The organism is Steroidobacter sp. (genome assembly GCF_016790065.1).
GTDB lineage: Bacteria > Pseudomonadota > Gammaproteobacteria > Steroidobacterales > Steroidobacteraceae > Steroidobacter.
This window is the reverse complement of record NZ_JAEUPY010000459.1, coordinates 1-6,111: the sequence shown is the minus strand read 5'-3', so window position 1 is coordinate 6,111 and position 6,111 is coordinate 1. Positions and strand designations below refer to the sequence as shown.

The window sequence follows — 6,111 nt, the reverse complement described above, 5'->3', positions numbered from 1 at the left end:
TGTCGAAGCCTCTGTAATGGAGGGGGAGCGATGTGGCGGCGTTGTCTGGGAACTGGCATGGACCAACTCGGAAATGAGGATGAGGCCGTGACATCTCCCAAGCCGTATGACATACCCAAGAGGAGGGTATTGGAAGCCTACCGGCGAGTGAGAGCGAACCAGGGCGCAGCGGGCATCGATGGCGAGAGCCTGGAGATGTTCGAGGCGGACCTGACAGAGAATCTCTACAAGCTATGGAATCGCCTCAGCTCGGGGAGTTACTTCCCCCCGCCAGTGAAGCGAATAGAGATATCGAAGAAGAACGGAGGAGTGAGAATCTTAGGAGTGCCTACGGTTGCTGATCGGATCGCGCAACAGGTCGTAGTTTCGAGGATCGGAGGAGACCTCTTTGGGGTCTTTCATCCAGACTCGCACGGGTACCAGCTTGGAAAGTCGGCCGCGGACGCGGTAGCCAATACCCGCCAGCGATGCTGGGAGTACGACTGGGTTGTCGAGTTCGACATCCGTCGTGCGTTCGACGAGCTCGACTGGGGCCTGTTGAGAAAGGCGATTGCAAAGCACGTGAAGGACCCCTGGTGCTTGCTGTACATCGAGCGGTGGCTGACAGCCCCAGCGGTGTCGCCGGACGGACAACCCGTCCAGCGGACCCAAGGGGTGCCGCAAGGCTCAGTAATCGGCCCCGTGCTGATGAACTTGTTCATGACATATGCCTTCGATAAATGGATGGAGCGGGAGCACCCGAACACTCCATTTTCCCGTTACGCGGATGACGCTGTAGCGCATTGCCGAAGCGAAGCTGAGGCGAAGAAGCTGCTGGCGGCCATCGAGGAACGGTTGAAGGAATGCAAACTGGAAATGCATCCGGAGAAATCCGGCCTCGTCTATTGCAAGGACAGCGCGCGCCGGAAGGAATATCCCAGGACGAGCTTCACGTTCCTGGGGTACGAGTTCCGGCCCAGAAGAAGCACACGGCGGCACGGGCAGATATGGACGCGATTCCTACCCGCCATCAGTGGATCGGCAGCAAAGCGGATCAGACAAGAGATCCGCGAGTGGAATCTCCCGAGACAAACCTCCGTCAGCCTGAACGAGCTCGCCCGGCGGTACAATCACCGCATCAGGGGCTGGATGAACTATTACAGTCACTTCTACAAGTCAGCGTTGCGCCAGTTCTACGAGCACATTGATCGGAAGCTGGAGCGATGGGCCCAGCGCAAGTACCGCAAACTGGCGGGGAAGCCGACACGGGCTCACGAATGGCTGATGAAGTTGATGAGCCGGCAACCCCGGCTGTTTGTTCACTGGCTTCCCTCGGGGAGAGTCGCGGTACGGACAATGGGAGCCGTGTGACATGCGAGTGTCCCGCACGGTTCTGCGAGGGACTTGGGGTGAAACTCCCGAGGTCTACTCTCTTTCGAACGATCGTTTCAGTCGAGGAGGGAGCGCACTCGATGAGTTGTGTCCCAGTATACTGATGACGATGCTTCGCTCCATCCAGCCGCTGCAATTTCTCCTGACGCTGCTCGCCGGTTGGATCAATCGTCGGCAGCTCGAGGCGATCGAACACCTACGGGAAGAGAATCGATTGTTGATAGAGCGTCTCGGCGGTCGACGCCTTCGATTCACGGATGCCGAACGCCGTCGACTCGCACGCAGGGGCGTATGCGTTGGGGCGCAAGGCGCTCAGCGAACTCGCTACGTTGGTCACGCCGGATACACTGATGCGGTGGTATCGGACGTTGGTCGCACGGAAATGGACACACCCATCGCCGCGGACCCGGTCAGCCTCGAACGATCCAGGTGATCCTCCAGCTTATCAGTCGCATGGCACTGGAGAATTGAATTTGGAGTTATACGCGAATTCAAGGTGCGTTGGCGAACCTAGGGTATGACGTTGGCCGCGGAACGATCGCGAATGTACTGGCCGAGCATGGCATCGATCCGGCACCTGAGCGGGGAAAGCGCACGTCGTGGTCGACCTTTCTTAAAGCGCACTGGGACAGCATTGCGGCCACTGACTTCTTTGCGGTAGAAGTCCTTACGCTGCGCGGGTTAGTCTTTTGTGCTCGACCTAGCAAGTCGGACGGTGAAGATTGCGGGCATCACCGCGAGGTTCTTCGATTGGCCAGGCGAGATCATTGCAGGCCCCGGGGCGTCACTGCTCGTCGTCCGCGGTGAGGTGTCGCTGCAGATCCATCGAGTCATGCAGGAGTCGCAACACTTCGATTACCGAGCCGGAATTGGCAGGCGCGAGCCTAAACATGATGAAGTGTCTACCCTTGCGTCCCAATCGCGCTACGTGCAGGCTGAACAATCCCTTGAGAAGTTCACTGCGCGCTTTAACGCCGCAAATGGTAGGCCCATCCGAAAGTGCTTCCAGCGCCGCCGAAAGCGTTTCGCCATAGTTGATCGCTTGCTCGGCGCCGAATTGCTCACTCGTCCACTGAACAATGTGTTCGAAATCAGCCTCGGCAGCCGCTGACAGTCGAACGCGCCATCGCTGGGGTTTCTGGCTCAACGCTTACGAGCTCGACCTGCCGCCGAATGCGCCAACGTATCTAGGTGGGATCGCAAGTCCGCACTGGAGGTGAACTCGCGAAACCGACCGGCGTCCATATCCGCGATACCAAGTCGAGCAGCCTCGCGCAGATTCTTAATGCGAGCTTTGTCTTCGGCATCGCGTCTTTCAATAAGCCGCAGGCCTTCGCGCAGAACTTCGCTCGCGTTCTGATACTGTCCAGAGGAGACCAGCCCCTCGATGAGCTTTTCCTGATGGTCGGTCAGAACAACGTTGCGAGTTGCCATGGGTAAGGCGCCTCATTAGTGAGATTGGCATATTATGCCATAAGAACGCGTTTCTTCAAAATGCCGGATGGGCAGTCCAATTCCATGAGTCGAAACAGCCGACCTGCGGCTGTTTCAGGCTATCGGCAGAGCGTCGTCGAATTCACCGTATGGACTTTGGGGCGCAGTTGCGCATGATAAGTCAACCGCGCGCCGGGCCGCTGCTCGGTGCGCACTGTGCATGGAGAAGCATGATGAGCACGGAGTTTGGCCGCCAGTCGGCGCCGGAGGAGAGCGGTGTCATTGTGAACCTGCTTCTTGCAGCATTCTGGTTCACGTTGAACTTGATCCGTTGGCTCATCCTGATTGTGTTGGCCTTCCTCGAGCCGTTCGTCCGACTGCTGCTATCGGCGATTGCCGTGTTGAGTGTGCTGGCGGGTTTGGTGTACCTGGGGTCGAGCGTGCCGCCGCCGATTCCTTTCTGGGTCACGCTATGTGTGGCGCTGGGATGTTTAATATTGATGTCGATCTATCAGGGCATACTGTTCCTGCTGTCACGGTAGCGATCAATGTTGAATCGTCGTTCAGGTTGTCGATTCAACGAGCCTCTATTCGGCGTTCAGCGAGCGCCGTGCTCTGTCACGAGTGGCTTTTGAATCAGCGGATATTGCCGTTGTTTCGCAGCTCCATGCGTATCTCCCACAGGCACGCCAATCGGCCGGCTATGTCTTAATTAACGCGAACCAGCAATGAGGGGCCGGCGCCTGCGGTGGAATGGTTGCGCATGAATAAGCGCAGTCACAACGCGATACCGGGCGAGGGCCGACGCTGAATGACATGGACCCGTTCGATTGGACGCAGCTCTTCATCGAGCGCTGCGAGCACTCGCTGCCCGCGCCGGCATTGACGGCCACCTTCCAGCAAGCGTTGGAACATATGGGGTTCCGGCATTTCGCTTGCTGTTCCCATGTTGATCCCAACAATCCTCCGCAGAGTGCTGTCGTGCTGCATAACTATCCAGACGCTTGGGCGGGCACCTTCGCGGAGCGAAAACTGTACCAGTGTGATCCGGTGTTTCAGCGCGCCGAGCGCAGCCTTTTGCCGTTTCGGTGGAACACGCCGGAGTTCAACGCTCTACTCACGCTGCCTCAGAAGCGCATTCTTCAAGAAGCGGCAAGCGTTGGCATCGCGCACGGTTACACCGTGCCGATCCACCTGCCGTGGACCGCGGGCGCGATACGAGCCTCATGCTCGGTGATCCCGGATTCGGATTCGATTGACGAGCGGGCGTACCGTGCCGTCCAGGTTATGGCGACTTATCTTTACGCCGCTGTGGGCTATCACCAAAGTTTGAGAGCTGCGCGAGAAAACTCGCTTCAGGCGACTCCCGTGCTCAGTGTGCGTGAACGTCAGTGTCTAGAGCTGGCGGCGCAGGGCAAGACCGATTGGGATATCAGCCAGTTGCTGGGCATCAGCGAGAACACCGTACACAAGCACATCGAATCGGCGAAGCGTCGGTTAGGTGTCTCGACCCGCATCCAGGCTGTGGTTTGGGCTGTTCAGCATCGCGAGATTTGTTTCGGCGATGTGGTGCAACTCTCGCACATCGTGCGCACTCGACGACCCATGACCCATTGAGCGACCTGAGCTGATAGGAGTCGTCAGTTCGTCTGACGTTCAGGTGGGTTGCACTATCTGCGGTTGGTATGTCATCAGGAGGGTAGCTACCCAGATTGCGCCGGATGAGTTGCCGATGCACATGTCAACTGGCCTGATCAGGGCATTGTGTCGGTCGAGTTCTCTGGGTATTTCTGCCGCTGTCCTACGTTGCAGGGTAAGCGCGGCGAACGGGAGATGTTCATGGACGCGAACTTCGCAAGGGAGTCAATCGACCAAGAGCTGCGACGGCGACACCTCGCCCAGCGCTTGGTGGCGCATCAGGCCCGCACCCACACCGTATTCCGTCTGACCGGATTGTCACGCCACCAGCAGGCCACAATGAGGCGGCGTTGGCAGGTGACTACCGAGATGCGCCGCCGCGGTCCGCTGCCGAAGTCCTTCGCAGCGTTTTTCTCCACGCAGCGTACGCGTGATGAAGCGGCCGTGCTCGCCTTGTTGTGGCGGCTGTTTTCGAGTGTCGCGCCCTCCAGTTCTCCGGCCCGCGCTCCCGGTCGTGTAGAGATCGGCGAATGCTTCTGCGACGTGTTCGAGGCGCATCTCGCCTGCTTTCGTGGAGGCACGCTCGAACTGGATCATCTGCTGCTGCTTTCACGAGGTCTGGATGAGGCCGTTGCCGTGTCACTTGCACGATGCAGCGGTGGTTGTGAGGCAGTGATGCTTGCGGATCTCCTTGGCCCGCCGCGGCGACGCTGCAGTCGATGCCAGCACGCTGAATCGGTGTCACCGTTGTCAGCTGTGGTCCGCAAAAATTGGATTGTGGCGTCGGGGCTGGCCAGCTTGTGTAACTGTGGCATGATCTTGGCGTGCTGAGTGCGTTCTCCACTATGGTTCGACTTGCCTGGGACGTGATCCAGTGGTGCGGGCTCCTATTTCGGCCGCGCGAGTCGTTGGAAGCGGAGATTCTATTTCTACGCCGCCAGCTGGCGCTGTATCGGGAGCGCGGCGTGAAGCCGAGGCGGGTGGATGCGGCGACCCGAGTGATGCTGACGCTTCTATCGCGGTGCTTCGACTGGCGATCTGCGTTGGTGGTCGTTCAGCCTGAAACGCTGATTCGCTGGCATCGAGCGGGCTTTCGGCTGTGGTGGCGATGGAAGTCGCGACCAGGGCGGCCACCTATTCCGAAGGAACTTCGCGAGCTGATCCGTCGGATGGCGCGAGAGAACCTTGGGTGGGGTCAAGAGCGCATCGCGAACGAGTTACTATTGAAACTTGGGCTTCAAGTGTCACCGCGCACGGTGGCCAAGTACATGCCGCGACCCGCGCCAGGCCGGCCGCGCGGAGATCAACGATGGTCGACCTTCCTTCGCAATCACGCGCGAGCCATTATCGCTTGTGATTTCTGTGTCGCGGTGACCAGCACGTTCCGAGTCCTGTACGTGCTCGTCGTCATCGAACATCATAGCCGTCGACTGATTCATTTTAACGTGACAGCGCATCCGACCGCGCAATGGACGCGGCAGCAGCTGCGAGAAGCAGTGGGATACGAGGAGGGATACGAATACCTGCTGCACGATCGCGACAGCATCTTCTCGGCCGAGGTGGATGAGTCCATCCGGCGGTTGGGGCTGCGCGTATTGAAGAGCCCACCGAGAAGTCCAAAAGCGAATGCCCTCTGCGAACGCGTTCTGGGAACCCTTCGCCGGGAGT

Annotated in this window: 6 protein-coding genes and 1 pseudogene; 5 read left to right on the top strand and 2 right to left on the bottom strand. The window is 58.9% G+C overall.

Going from position 1 to position 6,111, the window contains the following annotated elements; all coding sequences use genetic code 11:
* The first annotated feature begins 57 nt into the window (after positions 1-57).
* Positions 58-1,350: a group II intron reverse transcriptase/maturase gene (gene ltrA / locus JNL55_RS19195; RefSeq protein ID WP_293857315.1), complete on the top strand. Its 1,293-nt coding sequence runs from the start codon at positions 58-60 to the stop codon at positions 1,348-1,350.
* A gap of 805 nt (positions 1,351-2,155) precedes the next feature.
* Here the strand turns inward: ltrA and JNL55_RS37475 are convergent.
* Together JNL55_RS37475 and JNL55_RS19185 are read right to left on the bottom strand one after the other, a co-directional pair.
* A complete protein-coding gene (locus JNL55_RS37475; protein ID WP_415923112.1) occupies positions 2,156-2,518 on the bottom strand; it encodes a type II toxin-antitoxin system RelE/ParE family toxin in 363 nt (120 codons plus the stop codon).
* On the bottom strand, positions 2,515-2,805 hold the full coding sequence (locus JNL55_RS19185) for a type II toxin-antitoxin system ParD family antitoxin (protein WP_293857309.1): 291 nt from the start codon (positions 2,803-2,805) through the stop codon (positions 2,515-2,517). Before JNL55_RS19185 ends, JNL55_RS37475 begins: the two co-directional genes overlap by 4 nt.
* Positions 2,806-3,038: 233 nt before the next feature.
* Between JNL55_RS19185 and JNL55_RS19180 the strand changes: the two genes are divergently transcribed.
* The 4 genes and pseudogenes from JNL55_RS19180 to JNL55_RS19165 all read left to right on the top strand — a co-directional run.
* A complete protein-coding gene (locus tag JNL55_RS19180; protein ID WP_293857306.1) occupies positions 3,039-3,347 on the top strand; it encodes a hypothetical protein in 309 nt (102 codons plus the stop codon).
* 274 nt (positions 3,348-3,621) lie between these two features.
* Positions 3,622-4,422 (top strand): helix-turn-helix transcriptional regulator, encoded by an 801-nt coding sequence (locus JNL55_RS19175; RefSeq protein WP_293857303.1) that lies wholly within the window; start codon positions 3,622-3,624, stop codon positions 4,420-4,422.
* A gap of 222 nt (positions 4,423-4,644) precedes the next feature.
* Positions 4,645-5,274, top strand: coding sequence for a hypothetical protein (locus tag JNL55_RS19170; RefSeq protein ID WP_293857300.1), 630 nt, complete (start codon positions 4,645-4,647; stop codon positions 5,272-5,274).
* A 539-nt stretch (positions 5,275-5,813) separates the two neighbouring features.
* Positions 5,814-6,111, top strand: a pseudogene (locus tag JNL55_RS19165) (hypothetical protein); the annotation flags it as partial.

Bases quoted from the DNA above. Each gene is read 5' to 3' on its own strand.
- ltrA (WP_293857315.1), top strand. From the start codon at position 58: ATGGACCAACTCGGAAATGAGGATGAGGCCGTGACATCTCCCAAGCCG.
- JNL55_RS19175 (WP_293857303.1), top strand. From the start codon at position 3,622: ATGGACCCGTTCGATTGGACGCAGCTCTTCATCGAGCGCTGCGAGCAC.
- JNL55_RS19170 (WP_293857300.1), top strand. From the start codon at position 4,645: ATGGACGCGAACTTCGCAAGGGAGTCAATCGACCAAGAGCTGCGACGG.
- JNL55_RS19185 (WP_293857309.1), bottom strand. From the start codon at position 2,805: ATGGCAACTCGCAACGTTGTTCTGACCGACCATCAGGAAAAGCTCATC.
- JNL55_RS19180 (WP_293857306.1), top strand. From the start codon at position 3,039: ATGAGCACGGAGTTTGGCCGCCAGTCGGCGCCGGAGGAGAGCGGTGTC.